This window comes from Rhizobium oryzihabitans (assembly GCF_010669145.1).
GTDB lineage: Bacteria > Pseudomonadota > Alphaproteobacteria > Rhizobiales > Rhizobiaceae > Agrobacterium > Agrobacterium oryzihabitans.
In genome coordinates, this window is sequence record NZ_CP048632.1 from 1,278,018 (window position 1) to 1,304,978 (window position 26,961).

The 26,961-nt window shown below is 61.1% G+C and carries 17 protein-coding genes, 1 tRNA gene and 5 pseudogenes; 10 read left to right on the forward strand and 13 right to left on the reverse strand.

From position 1 onward, the window contains the following. Positions 1 to 193: 193 nt before the first annotated feature. Positions 194 to 268, reverse strand: a tRNA-Gln gene (locus G3A56_RS06780). A 202-nt stretch (positions 269 to 470) separates the two neighbouring features. On the opposite strand from G3A56_RS06780, the gene G3A56_RS06785 reads away from it, so the two are divergent. Then, positions 471 to 1,379, forward strand: coding sequence for an MBL fold metallo-hydrolase (locus G3A56_RS06785; RefSeq protein ID WP_082183878.1), 909 nt, complete (start codon positions 471 to 473; stop codon positions 1,377 to 1,379). Positions 1,380 to 1,645: 266 nt separating this feature from the next. Here G3A56_RS06785 and G3A56_RS06790 read toward each other — a convergent pair whose 3' ends face one another. After that, complete coding sequence (locus G3A56_RS06790) at positions 1,646 to 2,566, reverse strand: DUF1499 domain-containing protein (protein WP_082184612.1); 921 nt, start codon at positions 2,564 to 2,566, stop codon at positions 1,646 to 1,648. Positions 2,567 to 3,088: 522 nt separating this feature from the next. Between G3A56_RS06790 and G3A56_RS06795 the strand changes: the two genes are divergently transcribed. After that, on the forward strand, positions 3,089 to 4,453 hold the full coding sequence (locus tag G3A56_RS06795; protein ID WP_164056225.1) for a dicarboxylate/amino acid:cation symporter: 1,365 nt from the start codon (positions 3,089 to 3,091) through the stop codon (positions 4,451 to 4,453). Positions 4,454 to 4,607: 154 nt separating this feature from the next. After that, entirely contained in the window at positions 4,608 to 4,880 is a 273-nt protein-coding gene (locus G3A56_RS06800; RefSeq protein ID WP_082183877.1) for a hypothetical protein, read from the forward strand. On the opposite strand, the pseudogene ppdK reads toward G3A56_RS06800, so the two are convergent. Further along, positions 4,858 to 7,583: pseudogene (ppdK, locus tag G3A56_RS06805) on the reverse strand (pyruvate, phosphate dikinase). The gene G3A56_RS06800 and the pseudogene ppdK sit on opposite strands and share 23 nt — an antisense overlap. A 228-nt stretch (positions 7,584 to 7,811) precedes the next feature. On the opposite strand from ppdK, the gene G3A56_RS06810 reads away from it, so the two are divergent. Next, positions 7,812 to 8,789, forward strand: coding sequence for a VOC family protein (locus G3A56_RS06810; RefSeq protein ID WP_082183875.1), 978 nt, complete (start codon positions 7,812 to 7,814; stop codon positions 8,787 to 8,789). Between the two features lie 430 nt (positions 8,790 to 9,219). Here the strand turns inward: G3A56_RS06810 and G3A56_RS06815 are convergent. From G3A56_RS06815 to G3A56_RS06830, 4 genes and pseudogenes are all read right to left on the reverse strand, one after another. Beyond that, positions 9,220 to 12,686 (reverse strand): annotated as a pseudogene (locus tag G3A56_RS06815) (chromosome segregation SMC family protein). 84 nt (positions 12,687 to 12,770) lie between these two features. Continuing rightward, a complete protein-coding gene (locus G3A56_RS06820; protein ID WP_003494292.1) occupies positions 12,771 to 13,451 on the reverse strand; it encodes a DsbA family protein in 681 nt (226 codons plus the stop codon). A gap of 128 nt (positions 13,452 to 13,579) precedes the next feature. Continuing rightward, a pseudogene (locus G3A56_RS06825) lies at positions 13,580 to 14,103 on the reverse strand (DUF721 domain-containing protein). A 30-nt stretch (positions 14,104 to 14,133) separates the two neighbouring features. Continuing rightward, positions 14,134 to 14,646 (reverse strand): hypothetical protein, encoded by a 513-nt coding sequence (locus G3A56_RS06830; protein ID WP_246231200.1) that lies wholly within the window; start codon positions 14,644 to 14,646, stop codon positions 14,134 to 14,136. 76 nt (positions 14,647 to 14,722) lie between these two features. Here G3A56_RS06830 and mutY point away from each other — a divergent pair, with 76 nt between their 5' ends. Together mutY and G3A56_RS06840 are read left to right on the forward strand one after the other, a co-directional pair. Further along, positions 14,723 to 15,829 carry an A/G-specific adenine glycosylase gene (gene mutY, locus G3A56_RS06835; RefSeq protein ID WP_137037226.1) on the forward strand — a complete coding sequence of 369 codons (1,107 nt, stop codon included), beginning with the start codon at positions 14,723 to 14,725 and terminating at the stop codon, positions 15,827 to 15,829. Between the two features lie 15 nt (positions 15,830 to 15,844). Continuing rightward, positions 15,845 to 16,455, forward strand: a pseudogene (locus G3A56_RS06840) (HAD family hydrolase). A gap of 67 nt (positions 16,456 to 16,522) precedes the next feature. On the opposite strand, the gene G3A56_RS06845 reads toward G3A56_RS06840, so the two are convergent. From G3A56_RS06845 to G3A56_RS06855, 3 genes are all read right to left on the reverse strand, one after another. Continuing rightward, positions 16,523 to 18,040 carry a DegQ family serine endoprotease gene (locus G3A56_RS06845; RefSeq protein ID WP_082183870.1) on the reverse strand — a complete coding sequence of 506 codons (1,518 nt, stop codon included), beginning with the start codon at positions 18,038 to 18,040 and terminating at the stop codon, positions 16,523 to 16,525. A 248-nt stretch (positions 18,041 to 18,288) separates the two neighbouring features. Then, the gene (locus G3A56_RS06850) at positions 18,289 to 18,765 is read right to left on the reverse strand and encodes a hypothetical protein (RefSeq protein ID WP_082183869.1); all 477 of its coding nucleotides are present in this window, start codon (positions 18,763 to 18,765) and stop codon (positions 18,289 to 18,291) included. Positions 18,766 to 19,319: 554 nt separating this feature from the next. Continuing rightward, positions 19,320 to 20,465 carry a site-specific DNA-methyltransferase gene (locus tag G3A56_RS06855; RefSeq protein WP_003494284.1) on the reverse strand — a complete coding sequence of 382 codons (1,146 nt, stop codon included), beginning with the start codon at positions 20,463 to 20,465 and terminating at the stop codon, positions 19,320 to 19,322. 234 nt (positions 20,466 to 20,699) lie between these two features. On the opposite strand from G3A56_RS06855, the gene G3A56_RS06860 reads away from it, so the two are divergent. Then, on the forward strand, positions 20,700 to 21,800 hold the full coding sequence (locus tag G3A56_RS06860; RefSeq protein WP_082183868.1) for a hypothetical protein: 1,101 nt from the start codon (positions 20,700 to 20,702) through the stop codon (positions 21,798 to 21,800). 165 nt (positions 21,801 to 21,965) lie between these two features. Here the strand turns inward: G3A56_RS06860 and G3A56_RS06865 are convergent, their stop codons facing one another. Together G3A56_RS06865 and G3A56_RS06870 are read right to left on the reverse strand one after the other, a co-directional pair. Next, positions 21,966 to 22,442, reverse strand: a complete 477-nt coding sequence (locus G3A56_RS06865) for a DUF1284 domain-containing protein (protein ID WP_082184610.1) — start codon at positions 22,440 to 22,442, stop codon at positions 21,966 to 21,968. A gap of 250 nt (positions 22,443 to 22,692) precedes the next feature. After that, positions 22,693 to 23,373, reverse strand: coding sequence for a GntR family transcriptional regulator (locus G3A56_RS06870; protein WP_082183867.1), 681 nt, complete (start codon positions 23,371 to 23,373; stop codon positions 22,693 to 22,695). Positions 23,374 to 23,595: 222 nt separating this feature from the next. Here G3A56_RS06870 and G3A56_RS06875 point away from each other — a divergent pair, with 222 nt between their 5' ends. Together G3A56_RS06875 and G3A56_RS29450 are read left to right on the forward strand one after the other, a co-directional pair. Next, on the forward strand, positions 23,596 to 24,285 hold the full coding sequence (locus G3A56_RS06875) for an HAD family hydrolase (RefSeq protein WP_003494280.1): 690 nt from the start codon (positions 23,596 to 23,598) through the stop codon (positions 24,283 to 24,285). Positions 24,286 to 24,295: 10 nt separating this feature from the next. After that, a pseudogene (locus G3A56_RS29450) lies at positions 24,296 to 24,490 on the forward strand (BrnA antitoxin family protein); the annotation flags it as partial. A gap of 250 nt (positions 24,491 to 24,740) precedes the next feature. Here G3A56_RS29450 and G3A56_RS06880 read toward each other — a convergent pair. Continuing rightward, positions 24,741 to 25,280: a PilZ domain-containing protein gene (locus G3A56_RS06880; protein ID WP_164056623.1), complete on the reverse strand. Its 540-nt coding sequence runs from the start codon at positions 25,278 to 25,280 to the stop codon at positions 24,741 to 24,743. Positions 25,281 to 25,543: 263 nt separating this feature from the next. Here G3A56_RS06880 and thrC point away from each other — a divergent pair, with 263 nt between their 5' ends. After that, positions 25,544 to 26,941: a threonine synthase gene (gene thrC / locus G3A56_RS06885; RefSeq protein WP_082183865.1), complete on the forward strand. Its 1,398-nt coding sequence runs from the start codon at positions 25,544 to 25,546 to the stop codon at positions 26,939 to 26,941. Positions 26,942 to 26,961: the final 20 nt, after the last annotated feature.

Sequence of the window (26,961 nt, forward strand, 5' to 3'; positions counted from 1 at the left end):
GGCGCGCTCTTCCAGCTTCCTCACTTCCGATCATGACGCCGCCAACTGCTTGGCAAAAAGTGAGCGACTATCACTCACGCAACATAGGTGGTCGAAAGAGTTCAAATCTTGCGGCAAACGGGGTACATAGTGAGGTACTCACCGAGGTACGCATCTACGTCTAAGTCTCTTATTTAACTGCGGTAAGAAAATTTGGCTGGGGCGCCAGGATTCGAACCTGGGAATGCCGGTACCAAAAACCGGTGCCTTACCGCTTGGCGACGCCCCAACAGGGCAGCGTGGGCGAAACGCCGCTGCCTGAACCGCGCCTGATTAGCAAAGCCTGCCCGGCCCGGCAATGACCCGGCGACTTATTTTTTCACAAAATCCAAGCTTTTTGGATGCCGTGCCTGACATGGCATGTTAGGGCTTGGCGATGGCGCGGCTGAGGCCGTGGCTCTGGGTGGCATGGCATTTTTCAGGAGGTCTCGATGGCGGACCCGGCATTCGATCTCGATTTCCAGCCGGCCTATGGCGAGGCGGTTCCCGTCGCCCCGCTCATTCAGCGCATCACCGTCAACAATCCCTCCGCCTTCACCTTCCACGGCACAAACTCCTATATTGTCGGCGACCGTTCCGTCGCCGTCATCGATCCCGGCCCGGAGGATGAGGCGCATTTTCAGGCGCTGATGGCGGCGCTTGATGGCCGCGAGGTCACCCATATCTTCGTCAGCCATACCCATCGCGATCACTCGCCCCTAGCGCGGCGGCTGAAAGAGGCGACCGGCGCGCTGACGGTCGCGGAAGGCCCGCACCGGGCCGCCCGGCCGCTGCATGTGGGTGAGACCAATCCCTTTGCGGAAAGTTCCGATACGGCTTTTGTGCCGGACATTGCGCTTAGTGACGGCCAGAGCCTTTCCGGCGACGGCTGGGCACTGACGGCCCTGCATACGCCAGGACACACCGCCAACCACGCCGCCTTCGCGCTTGATGGCAGCGGCATCGTCTTTTCCGCCGATCACGTCATGGCCTGGGCCACCACCATCGTCGCGCCGCCGGATGGGGCGATGAGCGATTACATGGCCTCCCTGGAACGGCTGCTCACCCGCGACGACCGGCTGTTCCTGCCCGGCCATGGCGGCCCGGTCACCGATCCCGCCGCCTTCATGCGGGGCCTGCGCGCCCATCGGCGCATGCGGGAAAAAGCGGTTCTGAAGCGCATCAAAGATGGCGACCGGCGGATCGCCGATATGGTGAAGGTCATCTATGCCAGCACCGACAAGCGCCTGCATGGGGCTGCGGCCCTTTCCGTTCTGGCGCATATCGAAGACCTGATTGAAAAGGGTGAGGTGCGGACCGATGGTGCGCCATCGCTGCTGGGGGAATATTTCCCGGCATAGCGGGTATTTCTGGCACGCGACATTTCAAAACTTGTTAAGGCCTCATCCCCGTTGCCCCGTTGATGGGACGAGCGGGTGCGGCTTGTCTCCTTCTCCCCGCCGGGGAGAAGGTCGCGGCAGCGGGATGAGGGGCGACGTTAGCGATAGACCGAAAGCTTTGCCCCCTCATCTGCCCCTTCGGGGCATCTTCTCCCGGCGGGGAGAAGAATCGAGCGGCAGCGACGCAGCGACACTCACTGCCGCAAACCTCACTTATCGGAAAAGGCTCAATTGTCGTTCAACCCCTGCATTTCCGCATCCAGCGCATCGAGATAGGCCTCCGCGATTGCAGCACCCATGCCAAGATCGTGCGGGCCATAGCGGGAAGCGACGCGCACGTCGACGATGGTGGTTTCCGCCTCTTCCTTCAGGCGGATGAGGATATCGAAGCGCAGGCCCCAGATGCGTGTGCGGGTTTCGCCCTGCATCAGCACCACACCGCTGCCATTAAAGAAGGTGGGTTGCGGCGCTTCTGCCGGACGGGCCATGGGCACCGGCACGATGGAGGGCAGATCCTCCACCGGCCCCTCCTCGGCGGGCGGCGTCTTGCCCTGTTCCGGAATGACGACCGGAGGAGCCTCCACCGCGCCGATGACGCCCTTGGTATGGGTGATGCGAATGTTCTGAGCGGCAGCCATTTTTTTGGCGGCGGCATAAATGCGGTCTATCGCGCCTTCGTAACGGCGTCCGGCGAGGCTCGCATAGGCTTCGGCCTGCGCATCGCGGTCCTCTTTCGCAACGGTTGCGGGCCTGACCAGCCATTGCTGGTTGGCAGCCGGCATCACCAGCCATTCCGGCACATCGGCAAGATCGGTGGAGATGTCGTAAATCTTCGGCTGTTGCCAGTAGAGAAAGGCACCATAACCGACGACGCCGAGCGGAAGAGCCGACAGAAGCAGCGCCGAAAGCGCCGAAAGGCCGCCCCGCGCACCTTTCGTCCATAACCGTTCGAGGCCGATCAACGCCAGAAGCACGGCGACCAGAGCAATTCCGGCGGCAATCATCAGCAGCCCGACGAGATCAGGCGTCGTTAACGGCCCGAAGCGGTGAATGCCGGCGGCGATGAGAAAAAGCGAAAGCGCCGCCAGACCAAGATAGCGGGAAAGATAGGCTGCAACCGAAAAAGGCCGGACGAAACGCACAGTCATGGAAGCGGATATCCGTAAGATCGCATTGGCGTAAAAGCGTTGCACCCGAAATCTGGCAAGGGAATCACCTGCATATGATGTCATAGACCGGATTTGCGGTGAAAACAAAGGACGGGTCCGATCCGATGCTAAGTGCGCAAACCTTTCCTGCGTCATGCCGGACCTTATCCGGTATGACGCAACGGCGTGTGCGCATTGGAAGAAGACGCCCGCGATCGGGGATCGTGATCGCAATGGACCCGGATCCAGTCCGGTGTGGGGGAGCGTGCTGTCACGGCGTTGCCAAGCTAAAGGCTCCGAGCCTCCAACATCGGTTCGAGCGTGTGCGTGACCAGGGCGACGATGGCGGGAATATTTTTCCGCATTGTTTGCCCATAAGAGAATAATGCACCGGTAGTGCAACAAATACGCAAGCTCATCCCTTAATTGCTGAGGAAATCGGCGTATTCTCGGTCCCTTACTTCGAGAATGCGTGTAAAACGTGCATCATTCTCGCTTTCTTGCATAAAAAAGAGACACGCCATGTCACAGGCAACGACGCCCGTCCGACCCTCCGGGGCCAAACCCTTTTATCGCAATTTCGGCTTTCAGGTTCTGATAGCCATAGTCATCGGCCTGCTGCTCGGGCTCGTTGCGCGCAATATCGGTCCCGATGCCGCCGGCAGCCCCAACTGGCTTTCGGTGACGCTGCAGACCATCGGCAGCATTTTCGTGCAGCTCCTGCGCGCGCTGGTTCCGCCGTTGATCTTCACTGCCATCGTCGCCTCCATCGCCAATCTCAAGAACCTCTCCAATGCGGCAAAGCTGGTGTGGCAGACGCTTCTGTGGTTCGCAATCACGGCGCTGATCGCCGTGGTCATCGGCATCGTGCTCGGCCTCGTCATTCAGCCGGGCGTCAACACGGCGATTGCCAATACGGCTGCGGCTGCGCCGTCCTCCACCGGTTCGTGGCTGGACTTCCTCAAGGGCCTCGTTCCTGCCAACGTCTTCGGCCTCGAAGCGTCTACCAAAATCAACAACGGTTCCGGCAGCACCTCGCTAAACTTCAACGTGCTGCAGCTGCTCGTGGTATCGATTGCCTTTGGTGTTGCGGCACTGAAAGCCGGCAAGGCGGCGGAGCCGTTCCTCGCCTTCAACCAGTCGCTGCTCGCCATCGTGCGTAAAATCCTTTGGTGGGTCATCCGGCTCACCCCGATCGGCACCATCGGCCTGCTTGGCCGCGCGGTTGACCAATATGGCTGGACGACGCTGTCGCAGCTCGGCTGGTATGCGGCGGCCGTTTATATCGGTCTGGCACTGGTGCTTTTCGTGGTCTATCCGGCGCTGCTTCTGGCCCATGGCCTGAAGCCATCGCGCTTCTTTGCGGGCGCATGGCCGGCCATCCAGCTCGCCTTCGTCTCGCGTTCCTCCATCGGCACCCTGCCCGTCACTGAAACCGTGACGGAAAAGAGCCTCGGCGTTCCGCGCGAATATGCCGCCTTCTCCGTGCCGCTTGGCGCCACCACCAAGATGGACGGCTGCGCCGCCATCTATCCGGCGATTTCGGCGATCTTCATCGCGCAGTTCTTCCAGGTGCCGCTCGGCATCCAGGAATATGTGCTGATCGTCTTCGTCTCCGTGCTCGGTTCCGCCGCAACCGCCGGCCTCACGGGCGCGGTGGTGATGCTGACGCTGACGCTTTCCACGCTCGGCCTGCCGCTCGAAGGTGTGGGCCTGCTGCTCGCCATCGACCCGATCCTCGATATGGGCCGCACGGCGGTCAACGTCGCCGGTCAGGCGCTGGTGCCCACCATCGTCGCCAAGCGTGAAGGCATTCTGGATGAGGCCGTCTACAACAACGCCAAGGACATCGAAGCGCTCGATGACCGGGAGGTTGCGGCGGCCTGACGTCTGTTCAAATGAAGGGCGGTCGCAGTTCTGCGGCCGCCAGCTTTCCAATGCAACTTTCCGCCCCTACGCGGCTTTTCCCCACAAGAAAACAGGCGTATCAATCGCGGCAATAAAAGTGCCGTACGGCTGTCATGCTCAAGGGAGAAACAAAATGCGCGTTTCCATCGTCTTCGGTGCGCTTGCCGCCATGCTGGCACTCACCGCCTGCCAGACGCTGACGCCGGAAGAGCGCCGGGCGCGGGACGAGGCGACATGCCGGGGTTATGGTTTCCGCCCCGGTACGGACCAGATGGCCGGATGCCTGCTGGACCTTGATCTAGACCGCCGCGCCGACAACCGCGCCTGGCAGGCGCAGATGAACCGCGACATGTTCTATAGGCCGGTCGTGGTCGAACGTCAGATCATCGTCCGACAGAACCCCTGACGGGAATGAAGGCGACATTGCTGGCGGTCTCGCCCTGCCTTGCCTTTGCAGCAAGCGTCGCCTGAGCGGCTGCGAGACGCGCGATGGGCACACGGAAGGGCGAACAGGACACGTAGTCGAGATCGGCATCCTCGCAGAAATGGATTGAGGCCGGATCCCCGCCATGTTCACCGCAAATGCCGAGCTTCAGTTCCGGCCGCGTCTGGCGGCCGCGTTCGGCGGCGATGCGGATCAATTCCCCCACGCCGTCGAAATCGAGCGAGATGAACGGGTCGCGCTCGATGATGCCTTTGCGCTGATAGGTATTGATGAAACGCGCCGCGTCATCACGGGAAATGCCAAAGGTCGTCTGCGTCAGGTCGTTGGTGCCGAAGGAAAAGAATTCCGCGGCTTCCGCAATGACATGGGCGCGAAGCGCCGCACGCGGCAGCTCGATCATCGTGCCGGTCAGATATTCGAGCGTCATGCCGGTCTCTTCCGCCACCTCGGCGGCGACCGTGTCGATGACGGCCTTGACGTAATCAAGCTCTGACCGGAGGCCGACCAGCGGCACCATGATCTCAGGCACAACCGGCGCACCGGTGATGCGCGCCGCCGCAACGGCGGCTTCAAAAATGGCGCGCGCCTGCATTTCCGCGATTTCGGGATAGGAAATCGCCAACCGGCAGCCGCGATGGCCGAGCATGGGGTTGAATTCGTGCAGCGCATCCAGCCGCTGGCGGAACACCGTTTGCGGCATACCCATGGCGGCGGCCACCTCGACGATCTCGCCATCCGTCTTCGGCAGGAATTCGTGCAACGGCGGGTCGAGCAGGCGGATCGTTACCGGCAGGCCGTGCATGATCTGGAAAAGTTCGGTGAAATCCGAGCGCTGCATCGGCAGAAGCTCGTCGAGCGCCGCCCGCCTGCCCTTTTCGCTTTCGGCGAGAATCATCTCACGCATCACATGGATGCGGTCGCCCTCGAAGAACATATGCTCGGTACGGCAGAGACCGATGCCTTCCGCGCCAAAGGCGCGGGCGGCACGCGCATCGGCCGGTGTATCGGCGTTTGTGCGCACCGTCATGCGGCGCAGCCCGTCGGCCCATTGCATCAGCTTGCCGAAATCGCCCGAGAGTTCCGGCTGCGTCATCGGCACTTCGCCCTTCAGCACCCGGCCGGAGGAACCGTCGATGGTGATGACGTCACCGCGTTTGAGCATGCAGCCGACACCGATCAGCACCTTGTTGCGCATGTCGACCCGCATGGAGCCCGCACCGGTGACGCAGGGAATGCCCATGCCGCGCGCCACCACGGCGGCGTGGCTGGTCATGCCGCCGCGCGTCGTCAGAATGCCTTCGGCGGCGTGCATGCCATGAATATCTTCCGGGCTGGTTTCGATACGCACCAGAATGACGCGGCGCCCTTCCGCTTCGGCGGCGACCGCCTCTTCCGAGGTGAAGACGATCTCCCCCGTCGCAGCCCCCGGTGAAGCCGGCAGGCCGGAGCCGATGACGGGCCGGGAGATGCCGGGATCGATGGTCGGGTGCAGCAGCTGGTCGAGCGAAGATGGCTCGATGCGGCAGACGGCTTCCTCCCTGGAAATCAGCCTTTCCTCGACCATATCAACGGCGATCTTCATGGCGGCGCGGGTGGTGCGTTTGCCGGAACGGGTCTGGAGCATCCAGAGCTTGCCGCGCTCGATGGTGAATTCTAGGTCCTGCATGTCGCGATAGTGATTTTCCAGCCGCCTGCAGATCGCCAGGAATTCACTGAATGCCTCCGGCATCAGCTTTTCCATCGAAGGCTTGTCGGAACCGGAGACCAGACGCGCAGCCTCGGTGATGGATTGCGGCGTGCGGATGCCCGCCACCACGTCTTCCCCTTGTGCATTGACGAGGAATTCACCGTATAGCTCCGCCTCTCCCGTCGAAGGATTGCGGGTGAAGGCGACGCCGGTTGCCGAGGACGAGCCGAGATTGCCGAAGACCATGGCCTGGACGTTGACCGCCGTGCCCCAGTCTCCGGGAATATTGTGCAGATGCCGGTAGGTCACGGCGCGATGGTTCGTCCAGCTGGCAAACACCGCGCCGATCGCGCCCCAGAGCTGGACATGACAGTCCTGCGGGAAGGCTTCGCCCAACTCGTCCTCGATCAGCTTTTTGTAAAGCGAGACGACGTGCTGCCATTCAACTGCCGACATATCGGTATCGTATTCATGGCCGAGGCGGCCTTTCTCATCTTCGAGAATTTCCTCGAACAGCTCGTGGTCGAGGCCCATGACGACATCGCCATACATCTGAATGAAGCGGCGGTAGCTGTCCCAGGCGAAACGGGCATCACCCGCATCGTGGCCGAGCGCCTCGACGGTACGGTCGTTGAGACCGAGATTGAGAACGGTGTCCATCATGCCCGGCATGGAGGCGCGCGCGCCTGAGCGGACCGACAGAAGCAGCGGCGTCTGGCTGCCGCCGAATGTCTTGCCGGTCACGGCTTCCATGCCATGAAGCCCGGCCATGACCTGCAGCTTCAGCTCCTCGGGAAGATCGCGATCGTTCCTGTGATAAAGCGCACAGGCATCGGTTATGATGGTGAGGCCGGGGGAACGGGAAGGCCGAGACTTGCCATTTCGGCAAGGTTTGCACCCTTGCCGCCCAATATAGCAACGTCACCTGCCCGGCCTTCGGCAGCAGCGTTGCCGAAGGTATAAACCCACTTTTTCATTCCACGCTCTCCACCCAGAAGCGTTGTCATTTTTCTATCATCTACAGCATTGGCAGCATGTTGGAAACGCCGCAACGTGCAGTTTACATCGCAGTGCAGCATAATTGCGGCGAATTGCGCACCAGAATTGCCGCAAAAGCAAAATAACAGCGTTGCTGACGCATTCGTGTAGTGCGGAGAAACGGAGTGTTCCCTAAGCCATTCACATCGCCCAAAAAGAGATTATTCATGCAATTTACTCGCCGCCATACGTTGAAATTTGCCGGAATTTCTTGCGCCGCGACCGCCTTTGCCGGTGCTCTGAGAGCAGAAGGCGCCACGTCCGCCGCAAATGCCGGCGCGGTCCTTCCCTTCGCGCTGACGACCCCCATGCATATCGGCCAGGCCGCCCTTCGGGTTCGCGAACTTGACCCGATGATCGACTATTACCGTTCCGTGCTGGGGCTTAACGAGGTGGAGCGCACATCGAGGGGCGTGACGCTCGGCGTCGGCACCGTGCCGCTGCTCGATCTCGTCCACAAGCCGGCCGCCGATTACGAAAGCCCCACTTCAGCCGGCCTCTTCCACATCGCCTATCTGATGCCCAGCCGCAAGGATCTGGCGCGGTGGCTGGTGCATGCGGCGCTCAGACAGGTGCCGCTTTCCGGTTTTGCCGATCACAATGTCAGCGAGGCGATCTATCTCAACGATCCCGAGGGCAACGGCATCGAGGTTTACAGCGACCGGCCGAAGGACACATGGGTGTGGAGCGGGAACGTGGTGAAAATGGGCACCGAACCGCTTGATGTCGATGATCTCGTGGCGCTGACCAACACCAGGAAAAGCGATTATGAAGCCGCACCCAGGGGGATGCGCATCGGCCATATTCACCTGCGGGTCGGCGAGATTGCCGCCGCCCGCGCCTTTTACGAGGAAGCTATCGGCCTGCAACCGACACAGGATGCCCGCACGGATGCATCCTTCCTGTCTTCAGGCGGATATCATCACCATCTGGCCGTCAATACCTGGAACAGTCGGGGCGCAAAAGGCCGTAACACCACCGAAACCGGCCTCGACTGGTTTGCGCTCACCATCAAAAATCCCGCCGACCTAGAAGTGCAGAAAACACGGCTGCGGGCGGCCGGTTATGTGCTGGTGGAGATGGAGAACAAAGTTGTGGAAGCGATAGATCCCTGGGGCACGCGGCTGCGGCTAGTGCCCGCGTGAGTTGGGCGACGGCTTGAGGCGGAGTAGGTGCCAGAAAGGAATTCCTGCGCCACTTCGTCTGAGTACCGCAAGCGGTACATCCCCACTCCCTCGTTGCTGTGCCTGTCACAGGCATCCAGCCGACACGCGTCTGCGTGGCGGGGAAGAGTCTTTTCAGCCCAACGACTTGGGCTGGCTGGATTCCTGTGACAGGCACAGGAATGAGGGACCGAGAGATCGAGAGACCACGAGACCAATAAAGAAAGCCTTGCGAGGCCACGGCAGCGGCCTCGCAAGGCATTCCATCCGGTACAGGAAACCGGATGGTGGGGTTGGGAGAGCACTCTTGGGCTTCTGTACTAACCATAACAAAACGCCGCGCATTGTCGTCCACCCGAATGGGTGATGCGGCCAGATAAATTCACGATGGATGATGACTGGAAAACGACGCTCAGACGGCTTCGCGCAGCTGTTCGGCGGTTTGCAAATCCACGGACACCAGTTGCGAGACGCCCTGTTCGGCCATGGTTACGCCGAAGAGGCGGTTCATGCGCGCCATGGTGATGGGATTGTGGGTGATGATGACGAAGCGGGTTTCGGTGGAGGCCACCATTTCGTCCATCAGGTTGCAATAACGCTCGACATTGTGGTCGTCCAGCGGCGCGTCCACCTCGTCCAGCACGCAGATAGGTGCTGGATTGGTGAGGAAGACGGCAAAGATCAGCGCCATGGCCGTCAGCGCCTGTTCGCCGCCGGAAAGCAGCGTCATGGTCTGGGGTTTCTTGCCCGGCGGGCGGGCGAGAATTTCCAGCCCTGCCTCCAGTGGATCATCGGATTCGATGAGTTGCAATTCCGCCGTACCGCCACCGAAAAGATGGGTGAAAAGCCGCTGGAACTGCGAATTCACCACATCAAAGGCCGCAATCAGCCGTTCGCGGCCCTCGCGGTTGAGGTTCTGGATGCCGGCGCGCAGCTTGCGCACGGCGTCGATGATATCGTCGCGTTCCTTGATGAGGGCCGCGAGCTTGGCGGAAAGCTCGGCCTGCTCCTCTTCCGCACGCAGATTGACCGCGCCAAGCCTTTCGCGCTCGATCTTCAGCCGGTCGAGATCGCGCTCGACATCGCGAATATCGGGCTTCGGCTGGTCAGGGCCAAGACCGGTCAGGCGCAGCGCCATGTGCGGCTCGGTATTCAGCGTTTCGCGGATGCGATGTTCGGTTTCCTGCCGCTTCTCGCGGGCGGAGACCAGCCGCTCTTCGGAGCGTCCGCGTTTTTCGCGGGCCTCGGCCAGTTCGGAAAGCGCCGTCACGGCAACCCGGTCGGCAGCGCGTTGCAGGTTTTCCGCCTCCGCCAGCCGGTCGGCGGCCTGACGGCGGGCGTCTTCGGTTTTCTGAAGCTCACTGAGGAGGTTGCGGCGTTTCTCGTCGAACTCCTCCGGCGCTATGTCCAGCTCGGCTATTTCCTCGCGCGCCTCTTCCTCGCGTTCACGCAGGGTGGCGATATGATCGGCGGCACTTGCGGCGCGCGATGCCCAGGTGGAACGCTCCTGCGCAATCGCTTGCAGCCGGCGCTGGCGGCTTTCCGCCTCGCGGCTCACCCCTTCGTGGCGGGCACGCGCTTCCGCCAAGAGGCCACGATCGGTGGCGACCTCGAGCTGGCTTTCACGCAGGCGCAGATCAAGGGCGGAAAGATCCGGCGCGTCTTCCATTTCGATGCGGGCGTTTTCTTCCTGAACGACGATCTCGTCTATCTGCGCGCCGATCTGGTTCAGCGCTTCGGAAACGATATCGCGACGGCGCAGAAGATCACCCGAGGCGCGTTCGGCGGCGGTGAGCGCCTCTCGCGCTTCGGCAAGCTGGCGCGTCGCCAGCCGGCTTCTGTCGCGCACTTCCGATAGCCGCAATTCAGCGCTTCGGATATCCTCGGTTCTGATGGAGAGCTGCTCTTCGGCTTCCTCAAGACCGAAACGGGCCTCTTCAAGCTCCGTCTCTATTTCCGCAAGGCGGTTCTTTTGCGCCAGACGAAGGGCCGCCGCTCCCGGTGCGTCGGCGCTGGCGATGTGGCCGTCCCAGCGAAACAGCGCCCCTCGCGCGTCACCAACCTCTGGCCGGTTTTCAGCGATGGCATCAGGTGCAGGGCTTGCGCAATATCGGTTGCAATGCCGATCTGGGCGAGCGCGCGACGCAGGGGATCCGGTGCCTTCGCGTAGTCCAGAAGCGGTTTTACACCCTGCGGCAGAGCGGGATCGCCGGCACCGTCGCCATTGCCGGCCCAGTAGGCGGCAGCGGCGGGATCAAGCGAGCTCTCGAGATCGTCGCCAAGGGCGGCACCGAGCGCTGCCTCAAAACCGCGTTCCACCGTCATTTCTTCCGCAACCGGCGTGAAGCTGCCGGTGGCGGCAGCGCTGGAGGCGAGAATCTTGGTGATGGTGCGCGCTTCGGTTTCCAGCGCGTTCAGCCGGTTTCTCGCCGTTTCCAGCGGGCCGCGCGCCAGCGCTTCGGCGGAGCGCGCCGCGGCAACGGCGGCTTCGGCCTCTTCCGCCACGATCAACGCGTCTTCCACCGCGATCTCGGCAGCCTCCACCGCCTCGCGGCGCTCGGACGGATCGGGAAGGCCGGAGAGTTTTTCATCGACGGCACCGATCTCGGAGGACGCTTCCTGCGACTGGCGTTCCAACCGTAGTTTACGGTCGGAAAGCTCGCGGATCGCCTTTTCCAGCTGCTGGCGTCCCGCAGCGGCCTCGGCGCGCTCTGCGGTCAGTGCCGTGAAAACGGCTTCGCTTTCGGTCAGCTTGGCGGCGGCAGCCTCGAAGGCTTCGCGCATCTCTTCGGCATGGCGGCCGGAATCGGAGAGAATTTCGAGAAGTTCGGCCTCTTCTTCATCGAGCCGTGCGAGTATCTGGGCATTGTCCGAAACCAGCCGTTCCTCGCGGACAATATCCTCGCCAAGCTGGGAGAGCCGGCGCGCCAGCTCATCGCGGCGGCGCAACAGGCGGTTTGCCTCGTCATCCAGCTGGGTGCGGGCGATCTGCAGGCGTTGCAGGGCGGCGGCCACACGCGCTTCATCCTCGCGCAGTTCCGGCAGTTTCAGGCTGGCGATGCCCTGCTGTTTTGCCGCTTCCATCTGCGCCTGCGCCTTTTCGGCAACGATGTTCGTGGCCTGATTGAGCGCGCTTTCCGCTTCGCCCTCCGCGTCCTTCGCCTCCACCCAGCGGATATGCAGCAGGGTCGCCTCGCGGGAGCGAATATCCGCCGACAGCATCTTGAAACGATTGGCCTGTCGCGCCTGGCGTTTCAGGCTTTCGATCTGGCTTTCAAGCTGGGCGGTCACATCTTCCAGCCGCTCCAGATTGGCCTCGGCGGCGCGCAGGCGAAGCTCCGCCTCATGGCGGCGGGAATGCAGGCCGGAAATTCCGGCCGCCTCTTCCAGCAGCTGGCGGCGGGCCTGCGGCTTGGCGTTGATGAGTTCGCCAATACGCCCCTGCCCCACCATGGAGGGCGAACGCGCGCCGGTGGAGGCATCGGCAAACAGAAGCTGCACATCCTTGGCGCGCGCTTCCTTGCCATTGATGCGGTAGACCGAGCCGTTTTCGCGCTCGATGCGGCGTGTCACCTGAATTTCATCGGCATCGTTGAAGGCGGCGGGCGCGGTGCGGTCCGAATTGTCGAGATAAAGGCCGACTTCGGCGGTGTTTCTGGCCGGGCGATTGCCGGAACCGGAGAAGATGACATCATCCATGCCGGATGCGCGCATGTTCTTGTAGGAGTTTTCGCCCATCACCCAGCGGAGCGCTTCCACCAGATTGGACTTGCCGCAGCCGTTCGGGCCGACGACACCGGTCAGGCCCGGCTCGATGATGAATTCCGAAGGTTCAACGAAGGATTTGAAACCGACGACGCGGAGCTTGTTGAACTTCATGCCGCAACGCTCCGGACAGAAATACGGCAATAAAAAACGGGCGAACGGAAATATCCGCCGCCCGTTCCTTTAGGGGTTCGGCGATCAGAGCAGCTTGTCGATGACAGCCGACATGGATTCAACCGACATGTCTCCTGCATATTTCTTGCCGTTGATGATGAAAGTCGGCGTGGAGTTGATGCCGAATTCCGTCGCACCGCGTTGCATCGTTGCGTTCACATCATCCAGAAGTTTCTGGTTCGTCAAGCAGGCCTCGAAAGACTCCTGTGAGAAACCGGCCATTTTCGACAATTGCAGCAGGGCCGCACGGGCATCCTGTGCCACAGCCCAGCTCTGCTGCTGCTTGAACAGCATGGAAACGAACGGGAAATACTGTCCTTCCGGTGCGCAGCGCGCCAGCATGAAGGCCGCCGCCGCACGCGGATCGAACGGGAATTCGCGCAGCACGAAATAGACCTTGCCGGTATCGATGTACTTCTTCTTGATCTCGTCGAAGGTCTTGTTGTGGAAGTTTGCGCAATGCGGGCAGGTCATCGACATATATTCGACGATCTTGACGGGCGCATTCGCATCGCCGAGCGCCGCTTCCGGCAGCGGGCCGGGCTTCATCACCGCAGCCATATCCACGTCACCGGTGGATTCAGGCAGTTCCTGCGCCTCGGCAACACCGGGCGTGAAGGCAAACGGCAGGGCCGTGGCAATGGCAGCAAGAGCAACGCCGCCGAGCAGGCTGCGACGGGAAATGGTCAGTTCGGGAAAATGCATGAAAGCACCTGTTGGTAATAGACTCTATTGTCCGTTGATTCCGATATAGCGACGGCCTGTTCATCACAAGCGGCGTTTTGAACTCTTCTTGTCAAAGAATTGTGACCAGTCAAGGACGACGCAGTGCATCAAATTGTCCCGCCCCGCGGCTTCTTCTTCTGCATCACCGCCGTGCCGAGCCGTTCCACCGCCCTGCGCAGCGCCTCGCTCTCGATGCCGTCCATCATGTCGTTGAGGCGTTTGGCGGCGTCGCCGCGCAGCGGCTGGGGTTTTCGCCTTCGGGTAACGGCCTGGGAGACCGGTTTTTGCACGATCCTGATCTGGCGCACTGCCGGAAAGCCGAAAAACCCGTTGATGCGGGCAATGAACTCGCCCTGCGCATGGGTCAGAAACAGGGCTCGTGCGCCTTCGCAGGCAATCGTCAGCACACCCGGCTGGTAACCGCCGCGATCCGGCCCTCGTCGCGGCGCGGCCAGGTGATTTTCTCCGGCCGCGTGCAATCGGCAAAGTCATCGCCGGCGATCTCATCCCACGAGCCGAGCAGCGCCGTGTTGATACCCGCCCGTTTCGACAGGACCGGATCCATGATGCCATTGGCGACTTCGGCGATCTGTACGACGCCCTTGCGGAACGAATTTGCAGGTTTTTTCATGCTTTCCTCGACAGAGGCGAAAAACCGACCTCAAACGATCGCGCCATCGTCATCTCCTTCACCGCGCAGGAGCGCGCGGAATCGCCGCCAGTCCCTGCGGGCGCCCAAGCTTATCATTCGCGCCACCAAACATCCAAAGAGGAAATAGGCCACCACCAAAATCTTCAGATGCGCCATGCCGGGTTTATCCGACATAAGGGCGATCACCAACATGCATGCCAAGACGACAAACATGTATATCCACAGGACGTGACAAAAAAGCGCCCAGAAACCGGATTCAAACATGCGAAAGCGCCGCGAGGGCTTCGAGCGCATTTTCTCCAGTTCGCCAGTTTCGCGGATCACGCGCGCCACGACAAAAGCCACGCTGTTTTCCAGCCCGAAATACATCCGGCCAAGATGGTTCAGCAGCCGCCCGATAATGTAGAGGGAAAGCAGAACTCCGATAACGGACAGGAGTGGCTGGGGTATCACATCGAGAAGCGCGTTCGGCATCGGTTTTCCTTTCTTCGAAATCAGACGACGGGTGTCGACGGCATTCATCACCGGACGCGATTTTCCACTTCGCCACGGTCGCGCCCTGTTGCAGATTGCCGCGCCGCGACTATGTTCAGCGGCAATGAATACATATGCTCGCCAAGACCTATCACATCCAACGGCAGAACGACTTCTCGCATGGTATGACCGCCACCATCGCGAGTTGCCGTGGCGTACGTCTCCGGCCATGGCGGCACAGGGAAAACGTGCCGATCCCTATCATGTCTGGCTTTCCGAAGTCATGCTGCAGCAGACGACGGTGCAGGCGGTGAAGCCCTATTTCCTGAAGTTCCTTGCCGCCTGGCCAAGTGTCGGCGATCTGGCGGCGGCACCGGTCGAAGATGTGATGGCCGCATGGGCGGGGCTTGGTTATTACGCCCGCGCCCGCAACCTTAAAAAATGCGCGGAAGCGGTGGCGAAAGAACATGGCGGCGTCTTTCCGGATACCGAAGAGGGCCTGAAGAAACTGCCCGGCATCGGCGATTATACGTCGGCGGCGGTTGCGGCCATCGCATTCAACCGGCAGGCGGCGGTGATGGACGGCAATGTCGAGCGCGTCATCTCCCGCCTTTTTGCGATAGATGCGCCCCTGCCCGGCTCCAAACCCGCCATGAAGGCGAAGGTGGCGGAGCTCACCCCTTCCGACCGGCCCGGTGATTTTGCCCAGGCGATGATGGATCTGGGCGCCACGATCTGCACGCCGAAGCGGCCGGCCTGCGCCCTCTGTCCGTTCAATGGCAGCTGTCTTGCGCTTGCCCATGACGAGCCGGAGCGTTTTCCGGTCAAGGCCGCGAAAAAGGCAAAGCCGGTGCGGCTGGGAGCCGCCTTCGTGGCGGTGAATGCAAACGGCGAAATCCTGCTCAGGCGACGCATCGAAAGCGGCCTTCTCGGCGGCATGACCGAAGTGCCGACAACGGCATGGACCGCCCGCCTGGATGGCGGCACGGACACGACCCACGCGCCCTTTGCTGCCACCTGGCAGGCGGCGGGCGTCATCGTGCATGTGTTTACCCATTTCGAGCTCAGGCTCACGGTCTATCGCGCGCAGGTGCCGGACTGTCTTGAAACCGGCCCAGATGACGGATGGTGGGAGCCGGTTACAAATCTTGACGCGCAAGCCTTGCCGACGGTGATGAAAAAAGTCATCGCCCAAGCTATTCCATCTGCCTATTCCATCCGCATTCGATGAAAGCAGGAAGTTTCGATGACCAAGATTGAGCATATCGTATTCGACATCGGCAAGGTACTGATCCATTACGATCCGCATATTCCCTATAGCCGCCTCATTCCCGATGCCGACGAGCGCAAATGGTTCTTCGAGAATGTCTGCACCCATGACTGGAACCTCGAACAGGATCGCGGACGCGGCTGGGAAGACGCCGAGGCGCTGCTGATGGAACAGTTTCCCGAGCGGGAAGAGCATATCCGCGCCTTCCGCAAGTTCTGGCACGAGATGGTTTCGCATTCCTATGACGACAGCGTCGCGATCATGACTGGCTTGATCGACAAAGGCCACGACGTGACGATGCTGACCAATTTCGCCTCCGATACCTTCCGCGAGGCGCAGAAGATGTTCCCCTTCCTTACCCTGCCGCGCGGCGTGACGGTGTCTGGCGACGTGAAGCTGTTGAAGCCGGATGTGGCGATCTACGAGCTGCACGCCCGGGAATTCGGCCTTGACCCGCCGCCAGCATTTTCATCGACGATACGCTCGTCAATGTCGAAGGCGCCAAGGCCGCCGGCTGGCAGGCGGTGCACTTCACCGGCGCTGAAAAGCTGAAACAGGATCTGCGATCCTACGGTGTCGATGCTTGAGAATGAGAGAAAGGGCAGCTCCGGTGGAGTTGCCCTTTATCGTCCGGTTCATTCCGGAATGCTGGCCTCAGCCATGTGCGAATGGCACGGCAAGATAGGTCTGCGCGTCTCCGCGTTGAACCAGTAGCAGAACGGATTTACGCCCCGCCTTTCCCGCCTGCGAAATCGCGGCCTTGGCGGCGCTTGCCGACTTCACCGCGGTCTGATTAACCGAGACGATCACATCCCCCACCTGCAGGCCGGCCTCGGCGGCAGGCTTCGACGGCGCGATGCTTTCAACCACAGTCCCGGTCTCGCCCTGTGGCAGGCTGAGAGCCTGACGAACGGCCGGCGTTATGTCCGCCAGACCAAGGCCAATCATCGGCAGGGATTGCGATGACGCGTCGCCCTGCTGCTGACCATTATCGGTGGAAGGCTGCCCGCCGCCCTGGGTGTCGTTTCCACCCACGGTAATCAGGAGATCCCTGTCCTCTCCCTGCCGCCAGACAGTGACATGTTCCTTCTGGCCGGGTGAGAGATCGGCGACCATGCGCGACAGATCGCGTGGCGACTTGATCGCCTGTCCGCCGAGCGCGGTGATCACATCACCGGTCTTTATGCCGGCGCGGCCTGCCGGTGTATCGGCATCAACCTTGGCGACCAGCGCGCCTTCCGCTGCTGCCAGCCCGATCGCATTCGCCACATCCGGCGTCACCGGCTGGATCTGGACGCCGATGAAACCATGCTGGATCGAACCGTCCTTCATGAGACGGACGACGACATTCTGCGCCTGATCGGAAGGAATGGCGAAACCGACACCGACACTGCCGCCATTTGGCGAGTAGATGGCGGTGTTGATGCCGACCACCTTACCCTCGACATCGACCAGCGGGCCGCCGGAATTGCCGTGATTGATCGGCGCGTCGATCTGGATGAAATCGTCATAGGGTCCGCTGTGCAGATCGCGGCCGCGGGCGGAGACGATGCCGGCCGTAACCGTGGTGCCGATGCCGAACGGATTGCCGATGGCAAGGATCTGATCGCCGGCCTTGAGCCTGTCGGAATCACCCCAGGAGATGACCGGCAGGGGCTTCGGCGCCGTGATCTTGACGACGGCCAGATCCGATTTCGGGTCGGCGCCGACAAGCGTGGCGGGAAGCTCGGTGCCGTCATCCAGCGTCACCTTGATGGCGGTGGCATTGTCGATGACGTGATTGTTGGTGACGATATAGCCGTCCGGCGAGATGATGAAGCCCGAACCGAGCGCTTCCGCCTGCTGGGGCTGGCGTTGCTTGGGCTGTTGCTGCGGCATGGGAATACCCTGCTCGCCGAAGAACTGGCGGAACTGTTCCTCGAAGGGGGTGGTATCATCAGTCGCCTGCCCCTGCGTTTTCATTTCAGTGGTGATCGTCACCACCGCCGGCTTGTCGGAGGCGACGATCCCCGCGAAGGAACCGCCGGATGTTACCGGGCCGGGAACGGCCGATAATCCGGCCTGGGCGAAAGCGGGCGTGTTGTGCAGAAAAAGCGGCATTGCAAGCGGTGTGGCGACAAAGGCTGCGCCAAGCAAAGCTGCGATGCGATATCTGCGAAGAATAGTGGACATGATGTTTCTCCTTTCAAGGACATCCTCAAGGCCTTGGCCCTCAGGGGAGCAGGCAGGCCCGCCTCCCCATGCATCCGGCCGGGCGCATGGTTTTTTGAGTTTCCGATCGTTTCTTTCGAAATCCGCGCAACCCCAAGGGGGTGATAATCTGGAAGGCCGGAGGGCGGGTTCGTGCCCCGTCACCGCTCTCCGGCACGGTTTGTGGCAGTCTTTCCGGTCCTTGCCGCACAAGGGCGGGAAAGCCCCGGTCAGCTCATGCGGACGATGTTCCGGTCAAGTTGCCGGACTTCGCCCTGAAGGGTGGAAAATGCCTTCATGGGAATATGGCCATGATGCATGTCAGCCGTTTTCAGCGCCTGGGTGCGGATTGCGGACGATTGATTTTCGAGCCTGTTGAAAGCGCTTGCGCTCAGCCTGCCCTGCTGGCGTTCGAAGTCGATCCGGTGGTCGGCGACACGAAGCTCATGAAGTACACGGACCAGGTGCGGCCTCTGCCCGTAAGCGGCAGGGGCGGTATAGTTCATGGACATGTTGTTCATGAACAGGTCGTCATCGTTATGGCGGAAGAAATGTCTCCCACCGCGGTCGAAATCATGAGAGCGATCGCTATGCATTCCACCCGAGCCGGAATGCTCGCCATGCGAATGTCCGGCCGCGAAAGCGCCGCCCGTGGCGGCCGCCAGAATGAAGGATGCTATTGTGACTTTCCTGAAAAGCGAGCGCATGGCACGCCTCCTTGTTCATCGCAGGCAAAGGCCCGCGAATCCGGCTGTCTCGCATCGTCGCGTCGCGATTCTCTTCAACCGCCGGCGACACTCAGCCTGGAAGAATATGTACTCCCGGGCGTGTATAGCGTCACGTTAATCTTCCGTAACGCGCAGGACATCTATTGTTAAGGCTGGGGAACTTGTCTTTGCCGGGCGGGCCATCATGGCGGCTCATGAAAGCCTGCGGAAACCACAAAAGAAAATTGGCGCAGGCGGAAATGGCGGTCTCCGGCCTGCGCCAGTCCTGCCGCAAGCGGCATGGGACAGCAATGTTTTCGTGATCTGTCCGAACCGGATTTTCACAACCACTGCTTTGCATCAGACACTATGGCCGGTCTCTTGCGCGAAACTTGTCTAGCTAAAATTAAATGTTCGAATATACCAACGCCCGACACCGAGGTGCCGGGCGTTGGTCGTTCTCCATCCGGGACTGAAGGTACTAAACCGGACGGAGACGTATCCTGACAAGGGCGGGCGGTGGATCGTCCGTCTTCAGCCTCCAAGGCTTTTGACTATTCGGCCTTTGCCATTTCACTGCGGATGATGGTTCTGAGATCATCGATCGGCTTCAATTCGTCGCCGTCCTCGAAATGCCAGAACGTCCATCCGTTACACGCGTCGAGACCCTGCACCTTCGCGCCGAGGCGGTGGATGGAGCCGGCGGTCCCGGCGGATGCCAGAGTACCATCGGCACGAATAATGGCGCTATAACGGCGTTTCACATCCGTCAGCACCTGGCCCGGGCGGACAAGCCCGCTTTCCACCAGCGTATTGAAGGCCACGCGCGGTTCGGCCTTCTTGCCGGTCATGACGGTCAGTTCCGCCTTGCCGAGCGGCTCGACGGCGGCGATGCGGGCGGAGGCCGCATCGATATAATCCTGTTCGCGCTCGATGCCGACGAAGTGGCGGCCGAGACGTTTCGCAACCGCACCCGTGGTGCCGGAGCCGAAGAACGGGTCGAGCACGATGTCGCCCGGCTTGGTGGAGGCCATGATGATGCGCGCCAGCAGCGCTTCCGGCTTCTGGGTGGGATGCACCTTCTTGCCGTCGTCACCCTTCAGCCGCTCATGGCCGCTGCAGATCGGGAACAGCCAGTCGGAGCGCATCTGCACATCGTCATTGGAGGCCTTCAGCGCATCGTAGTTGAAGGTGTAGTTCTTGGCTTTCGGATCGCGGCTGGCCCAGATCATGGTCTCATGGGCGTTCTGGAACCGGCGGCCCTTGAAATTCGGCATGGGGTTGGTCTTGCGCCAGACGATGTCGTTGAGGATCCAGAAATCGAGGTTCTGGAGCATGGAGCCGACGCGGAAGATATTGTGGTAGGAGCCGATGACCCAGATGGTGCCATTGGGCTTCAGCACACGGCGGCAGGCGAGCAGCCAAGCGCGGGTGAAGGCGTCATAAGCCTCGAAGGAGGCGAACTGGTCCCACTCGTCATCGACGGCATCGACCAGCGACTGATCGGGCCGGTGAAGCGTGCCGCCAAGCTGGAGATTATAGGGCGGATCGGCGAAAATCGCATCCACCGACTGGCTCGGGAGGGCATCCAAGGCAGCGACACAATCACCTTTGATGATGCTGTCTTTCCAGGCGTCACTCTCGCCCGCACGATCAAAACCGGCACGCCGAAAATCGGCCAGCGGAAAAACTGCTGCCATTGGTACTCGCTCCATACGCTTACTCTCTACTGATGCTTATGGTTACCGAAGATGGTTATCAAAGCCTGAACAAGTCACGGAAAATGCAAAATAAATGGCTGTCGAGGCGTGCATGGCGGATTTGCGCCGCCGCATGGGGAACCCGAAGTCCCGTAAAAACGTTGTGCACAACGGGTTGTCCTGTTGCGCATATCCATGCGGCAGGAAGGCCGGCAATAACGGGGGGTAATCCGAATGGGGTCCATGATGCGAACGGCTTCTTTTTCAATGCATGTCGTTTCCGCCGTTCTTCTGGTGGCGGCACTGCCGTCACCGTCGCGGGCGCAGCAGCCGGCACCGCAATTTAACGTCGTGACCGACGCTGTTCTTTTCGATGGCGGCCCCTCGCTCGGCAACAGCGACAAAGTGCGGTGGGATTTTTACAAGGCCGATCGGAACGGAACGCGCACGGATGCCAATGCCGGCGGGTCCTATGACGCCACTTTCGAGGCGAAGCTGCCGGCCGGCAGATATGTCGGCGTCGCGGTGCTGGGCAATGTCACCCGCGAAATACCATTTGAGGTGAAGGACGGAAGCGTCGCAAGGCCGAAGGTTAATTTCGACGCGGCAGAACTGACGGTGGTGCCGAAGCGCAGCCCCGACAGCGATGTGGAAACGCAGGCGAAGACCGAAATCACCAAGGGCGATTTCAAGGACAGCGTCTACGGCCAGAACACGGCCTTCGTGCCGGCAGGCGAAGTGCTCCTCACCGGCAGCATCGGCCCGGCACGGGCGCAGGAAACGCTTGCCATCAAGGCCGGGGAAAAGATCAGCCACGAGCTCGTCATTCCGAGCGGCGTGGTCGTTGCCAAGGCGGTCTATGCGCAGGACGGCAAGGCAGTGGAGACGGACGATATCCGTTTCGAGGCGCTCTCGGCCAAGGAGACGCTGGACGGCACCCGCCAGACCATCAACGGCGTTTACGGCACCGGCAAGATCATGGAAATGCCGGCGGGCGATTTCGTGATGCGCGCCCGTCTGGGCAAAGTCATGGTCGAGCAGCCCTTTACCGTGACGGCCGGAAAACGCTCTGAAATCAACATCGACCTTAATGCGGGCGTTCTGGCAATCACGGCGCCGGGTGCCGAGCGGATCGACATCGTCGAAACGACCAAAGACCTTCAGGGCACGCAAAAGGAAATTTCCGGCCGGTACGGCACCCGGCATCAGGAGACCCTGCATCCCGGCGATTATTCGGTGAAGGTGAGCTACGACGAGAAGTCCGGCCGCGACCCGAAGGAGATCAAGGCGACGGTCAAGGCCGCAGAGCGGACAGAGACGAACGTGCCGGAGTAGTGGCTGATGGGTCCTCCCGCCCTCATTCCTGTGCTTGTCACAGGAATCCAGTCGACGCGCATCTGCGCGGCGCGAGGAGTCTTTTCAGCCCAAGGACTTGGGCTGGCTGGATTCCTGTGACAAGCACAGGAATGAGGGCGTTGGGGGAATGTGGAATGTGGACCGTCACAGTTTCCGGCCAGACGATCCATATTTAGGCCTGAGCATCGGATGGCTGGAAAAATGCTTTTCGTGTTTGACCGTCATTTGCAGCGGCTCGCCAACTTTCACGCCGGCAAATCCTGACGCCGCGATGCGATCGCACAACCTGATCCACTGGCAACCGCGACAGGCCTGCCGGATGTCTCCGGCGGCGAAAGCCATGCGCATCCTTGCCAAAAGATCCGGCGTCACCCGCAGCCGTTTGCCGGCGGTCAGTGTTTCGCCCAAAAGCGTCGAAACCGAAAGCCGGGCCGCCTCGTCCCTCTGCACTACGCCTTCGTTGAAACAGTGGGCATGGCTTTCGCACAAAAGGCCGACGCAGATATCGTCAGGGCCGTCCACCAGCTCGATATCTTCGTCGCCCGCATTCAGGCGAGCGGCAACACGATCGTAATTTTCGACGAAGCCGGATGAATATCCCTTCCCCACATAGGTCAGCATGCAGAGAAGGTGATGCGGGCGCAGTCGAACCGTCACTGGCGGTGTTTCCCGGGCTGGAAAGGGGTCTGCGGACAGAGGGAGCGCAAGGCGGGACAGCCGAAAAATCCGCCCGGTGATTTCGCCGTCTCAACCGTCATCCATCTCCCCCTTCCGCTGATCTTGTCGCGGACAGGATATCGATACCCGACTTTTTCGACGGAGTCCAAAAGGGCGAGCCGAGAGCCACCATATGGAGCAAGTTGCGCTTGACTTATCCAACGATCGCGAAGGCGTCGTGCATCGAGCCGGAAGAGGTGCGGATCGCCTTGCGGCCGATCCATTGCACGTGGCCGTCGAGGATGCGCACCGCCTCCTCGGCGCGGCCACCGCGCAAGGCGTCAAGGATTGCCCGGTGGTCGGTATCGGTGCGGCGCTCCCAGCCGGCCCGCCATGCGGAAAACAGGAACCGGGCGCTCGCCGCATGCAGGCCGTCGATCGCCTCCATCAGGCGCGGCATGTTGCAGGGCGCGGTGATGAGGCGGTGGAAGCGGCGATTGGCCTCCTCCCAGTGCTGCACATCGACGGCGCTATCGCCTTCGAGTGTCGCGGCTTCCGCCTGGTCGAGAATGGCTGAAGTCATGTTGGGAATGGCGTGGCGCAGCGCCAGAACCTCGAGTGCCGCGCGCATTTCCGCGACTTCGCGCACATCGGCAAGGCCGAAATCCGCGACCCGCACGCCCCGGCGCGGAATGCTCGCCGCCAGGCCCTGCGCTTCCAGCCTGCGGAACGCCTCACGCACGGGCACATGCGAGGCGCCGAATTCGGCAGCGATATGATCCTGCCTCAGCCGTTCACCCGGCGACAGTTCACCGCGAACGATGCGGTCGGCCAGAGTGCGGCTGATGCGTGCGGCAATGGTGTCTTCAGGCGTGGTTTTCACTGTCTTGGGCATAACATCCCTTAACGCATCTGGCGCGACTGTGTGTAGCGCTTTTTGCACGCGGCAGATGCGCAAAGCCGAATATTCGAAGCCGCACAGTCGCTTGCCCGACCGGCCAAGCTATGAGCCTGATGGGACCGACCCTTGCGGGGCAACCGGTTGAGCTTGGCGCAGACATGGTCTAAAAGCGCCGGCATCACTTTCTTCCAAGCAAATTCGATACAGGGAGCGCCCATGAGCGGCTTCGACCTCATTATTTTCGACTGTGACGGCGTTCTGGTCGATTCCGAAATCATCGCGGCGCAGGTGGAGTCCCGTCTTTTGACCGAGGCCGGTTATCCGATCTCCGTCGAGGAAATGGGCGAGCGCTTCGCCGGCATGACCTGGAAGAACATTCTTCTGCAGGTGGAAAGCGAAGCCAGCATTCCCCTCTCCGCCTCCCTGCTCGACAAATCCGAAAAGCTGCTCGACATGCGGCTGGAACGCGACGTGAAGATCATCGAGGGCGTCAAATTCGCGCTGTCGCGCCTGACGACACCGCGCTGCATCTGCTCGAATTCCTCCAGCCACCGCCTCGACATGATGCTGACGAAGGTGGGTCTGAAGCCCTATTTCGCGCCGCATATCTATTCCGCCAAGGATCTCGGAGCCGACCGCGTGAAACCGAAGCCGGATATCTTCCTGCACGGCGCGACCCAGTTCGGCGTCTCCCCCGACCGCGTGGTCGTGGTCGAAGATTCCGTGCACGGCATCCATGGCGCGAAGGCCGCCGGCATGCGCGTCATCGGCTTCACCGGCGCATCCCACACCTATCCGAGCCATGCCGACCGGCTGACGGATGCGGGCGCGGAAACAGTGATTTCGCGCATGCAGGACCTGCCCGCCGTCATTGCGGCAATGGCGGAGTGGGAAGGCGCTTTTTGACGAGGTAGCTGTGGTTACATCCCAGCCACAAAAGGAATTCGTACCCGGCCAAGGCTATACCGAAGCGGACTGGGATGCTGTCGACTTTCCCGAGATGTCGAATGAAGAGCTAGCAAATGCGCGCCCCGCCAGGGACGTTTTGCCGCCAGCTTTTTTTGAGGCTGTGGAGGAGTATCGAAACTCTCGTAGCCGCCCGTCAGCGGAGAAAGCGATGGCTGTGGGAAAACCCTCCGCTTAAAAAGCATGGAAAGTCGTAGACCTCTCCTCCGTCATGCCGGACTTGATCCGGCATCCAGTCACGGCGCGTCTGCGCCGTGAGAAGAGTCTTTTGCGATCAATGACTTGACCGCGCTGGACCCCGGATCAAGTCCGGGGTGACGGAATTCGGACCTTTGCGCGCAATCAGAACCGAAGCCTGCCGAGCAGACTCCGGTTTTTACATTTCGCCCGTCAAATCACCGGCGCTTGGTCTTTGACTTCGCGCTCTCGCCGCCGAAGCCGATATAGACGCTGACCGACTTCGGTGCGCCGCCCGGACCGTTGGGAATGGCCACATGGTCGTTGTTGAAAATGAACTGCGTGCCAGCTCCGCCTGCGGGGACATCGATGGCGAAATTGGTCGTTTCGCCGTAAATCTCGCCGTCGCCGTCCTTCACCGTCACGCGGATCGGAACCGTCACGCGGCCGGGCTTGGCCATCGGGCCAGGAACGAGGCGGCCCTGCGCCAGCACGTTCACCGTCAGCGTGGTTTCGTTCGCGGTGCACGAGCGCGTCGTATCTGACAGCGAGACCTGATAGGCGAGTTTCTGCGGATCATCCTTGGCGCCACCGGCATAAACGCGGTGGACGGCGTTGGCATCGAGAACCGTGACCGTCGGGCAGTTGGCCTGCACCACCGGAGCAACGGCATTGGCCTGCGCCGCCGGAGGGTTGACGGCAAGCGAGTCCGACGGATTGGAGGAATTGCATCCTGCAACAACGGCCAGAAGCGACATCGCGGCGGACAAACGCAAGAAATTCCCTGACACTCTTCTAATTCCCTCTCCATTGTCCCGGAACCGAACCGGAGACGCTGTTTATTGACCTTTCACGCAGGTTGGCGATGGTCTATAGCAGCGACGCCGGAAAAAATCGATTGGCATGTTCGGTTTTGCTTGAATTTTCAAAAAAGCCCTTCATTACCTCGCCAATCGCCTCATTTCCGTGAGACGCTGCTGAAGAAGAAGCCGATGACCGGCACCGGACAAGGGACTATCTCGTGAAATATGTATCGACCAGGGGTGCGGCCCCTTCGCTTGGTTTCTGCGACGCGCTTCTGGCGGGCCTTGGCCGTGACGGCGGGCTTTACGTGCCGCGCGAATGGCCGTCCATGTCGAAGAAGGAAATCCGCAACCTGCGCGGCAAATCCTATCAGGACATCGCGTTTGAGGTTCTCTATCGTTTCACCGGCGGCGAAATTCCGGCCGACAAGTTCAGGGCGATGATCGACGACGCCTATGCGACGTTCCGTCATCCGGCCGTCGTGCCGCTGACGCAGACCGGCCCGAACACCTTCGTGCTGGAGCTTTTCCACGGCACCACGCTCGCCTTCAAGGACGTGGCGATGCAGCTTCTCGCCCGCCTGATGGATTACACGCTTTCCGAGCGAGGCGAACGCGCCACCATCGTCGGCGCAACCTCGGGCGATACCGGCGGCGCGGCCATCGACGCCTTTGCCGGGCGTGAGCGCACCGACATCTTCATCCTTTTCCCGAACGGCAAGGTCTCGCCGGTGCAGCAGCGCCAGATGACGACCTCCACGGCTTCCAACGTGCATGCGCTGGCGATCAACGGCAATTTTGACGATTGCCAGAACCTCGTCAAAGAAATGTTCAACGACGTGAAGTTTCGCGATGGCGTGAAGCTTTCCGGCGTGAATTCCATCAACTGGGCGCGCATCATGGCGCAGGTGGTGTATTACTTCACCGCGTCTCTGTCGCTCGGCGGCCCCGACCGGAAGATTTCCTTCACCGTTCCGACCGGTAATTTCGGCGATATCTTTGCCGGTTACGTCGCCAAGAAGATGGGCCTGCCGATCGACAAGCTTGTCATCGCCACCAATGACAACGACATTCTGGCGCGCACGTTGAAGACCGGCCGTTACGAGATGCGCGGCGTCACGCCCACCACCTCGCCCTCGATGGACATCCAGATTTCTTCCAACTTCGAGCGCCTGCTGTTTGAAGCCTATGGCCGCGATTCCTCTGCGGTAAAGGCGTCCATGGACGGCCTCAAGCAATCCGGCGCATTTGAAATTCCGCCGCATGCGCTGAAATTCATCAAAAAGGATTTCCGTGCCGGTCGTGCCACCGAGAAGCAGGTGGCGGCGACGATCCGCGATACGCTTGAAAAGACCGGTTACCTGATCGATCCGCATACGGCCACTGGCGTTTTCGTGGCGGAAAAGCACGAAAAAGCATCCAGCCCGATGGTGGTCCTGTCTACCGCCCATCCGGCTAAATTCCCGGCCGCCGTAAAATCCGCTTGCGCAATCGAGCCTGCGCTTCCAGTATGGTTAGCTGACATTATGAACCGGGAGGAGCGTTTCGACATTCTGGATGCAGAGCTGAAAGCCGTGGAAACCTTCATCGGCAGCCATGCACGCGCCGGCAAATAGAGACGCGGAAAGACGTTGAG

Bases quoted from the DNA above. Each gene is read 5' to 3' on its own strand.
- G3A56_RS06790 (WP_082184612.1), bottom strand. From the start codon at position 2,566: ATGACTGTGCGTTTCGTCCGGCCTTTTTCGGTTGCAGCCTATCTTTCC.
- G3A56_RS06855 (WP_003494284.1), bottom strand. From the start codon at position 20,465: ATGGCAGCAGTTTTTCCGCTGGCCGATTTTCGGCGTGCCGGTTTTGAT.
- G3A56_RS06785 (WP_082183878.1), top strand. From the start codon at position 471: ATGGCGGACCCGGCATTCGATCTCGATTTCCAGCCGGCCTATGGCGAG.
- G3A56_RS06870 (WP_082183867.1), bottom strand. From the start codon at position 23,373: ATGCCCAAGACAGTGAAAACCACGCCTGAAGACACCATTGCCGCACGC.
- G3A56_RS06845 (WP_082183870.1), bottom strand. From the start codon at position 18,040: ATGTCCACTATTCTTCGCAGATATCGCATCGCAGCTTTGCTTGGCGCA.
- G3A56_RS06820 (WP_003494292.1), bottom strand. From the start codon at position 13,451: ATGCATTTTCCCGAACTGACCATTTCCCGTCGCAGCCTGCTCGGCGGC.
- mutY (WP_137037226.1), top strand. From the start codon at position 14,723: ATGAATACATATGCTCGCCAAGACCTATCACATCCAACGGCAGAACGA.
- G3A56_RS06830 (WP_246231200.1), bottom strand. From the start codon at position 14,646: ATGAATGCCGTCGACACCCGTCGTCTGATTTCGAAGAAAGGAAAACCG.
- G3A56_RS06875 (WP_003494280.1), top strand. From the start codon at position 23,596: ATGAGCGGCTTCGACCTCATTATTTTCGACTGTGACGGCGTTCTGGTC.
- G3A56_RS06800 (WP_082183877.1), top strand. From the start codon at position 4,608: ATGCGCGTTTCCATCGTCTTCGGTGCGCTTGCCGCCATGCTGGCACTC.
- G3A56_RS06880 (WP_164056623.1), bottom strand. From the start codon at position 25,280: ATGTCGCTTCTGGCCGTTGTTGCAGGATGCAATTCCTCCAATCCGTCG.
- G3A56_RS06860 (WP_082183868.1), top strand. From the start codon at position 20,700: ATGGGGTCCATGATGCGAACGGCTTCTTTTTCAATGCATGTCGTTTCC.
- G3A56_RS06795 (WP_164056225.1), top strand. From the start codon at position 3,089: ATGTCACAGGCAACGACGCCCGTCCGACCCTCCGGGGCCAAACCCTTT.
- G3A56_RS06865 (WP_082184610.1), bottom strand. From the start codon at position 22,442: ATGCTGACCTATGTGGGGAAGGGATATTCATCCGGCTTCGTCGAAAAT.
- G3A56_RS06810 (WP_082183875.1), top strand. From the start codon at position 7,812: ATGCAATTTACTCGCCGCCATACGTTGAAATTTGCCGGAATTTCTTGC.
- G3A56_RS06850 (WP_082183869.1), bottom strand. From the start codon at position 18,765: ATGCGCTCGCTTTTCAGGAAAGTCACAATAGCATCCTTCATTCTGGCG.